Annotated in this window: 1 protein-coding gene; it reads left to right on the forward strand. The window is 71.8% G+C overall.

Annotated features, from left to right (window positions below):
- Positions 1-239: 239 nt before the first annotated feature.
- Positions 240-663: MFS transporter (locus tag VQ02_RS34215; RefSeq protein ID WP_483414291.1), on the forward strand; the 424-nt coding region annotated here is incomplete at its 3' end.

The raw sequence follows: 663 nt of genomic DNA on the forward strand, positions 1-663 counted from the left end.
GGTCACCGGTCGTCACCGTCTCGGCGTCCGAGAGCGGCGTCAGCGCCGTCGGCCCGCCGCCGGAGCGCAGGACGTGGCCGGCGGCGAGCAGCCGCGGCCGCAGCACCGCCCCGATCTGCCCCCCCGCCCCCGACAGGGCGACCCGGATTCCCGCTGCCTCGCTCATGCATCCTCCCGCGTCGTCATCGTCACTGCGCATCCCGGCCCGGCAGACCTTCAGCCACTGGATCCCGCTCGACATGGTCAGCGCCCGCGGCATGGACATCAAGCAGTTCGTGCTGTTCGCCTGGCTGCCGTTCCTGGCGGCGGATCTCGGCTGCGTGCTCAGCGGCTACCTCTCGCCCTTCCTCGCCCGGCGCTTCCGGATCTCGCTGGCCAACTCGCGCATCGCCGGCATCGGGCTCAGGGCCGTGTGCATGGTCGGGCCGGGCCTGATCGGCCTCGCCCAGAGCCCGTTCGCGGCGATCTGCCTGTTCTCGCTCGGCGCCTTCGCCCACCAGATGGTCTCGAGCCTGCTCTACGCGGTCGTCACCGACAATTTCGAACCGTGCGAGGTCGCCACCGCCACCGGCTTCGGCGGCATGGCGGGCTATCTCGGCGGCACGCTGTTCTCGCTGCTGATCGGCCAGCTCGCCGGGCGCATCGGCTACGAGCCGCTCTTCG

This window comes from Methylobacterium variabile (genome assembly GCF_001043975.1).
Classification (GTDB): Bacteria; Pseudomonadota; Alphaproteobacteria; order Rhizobiales; family Beijerinckiaceae; genus Methylobacterium; species Methylobacterium variabile.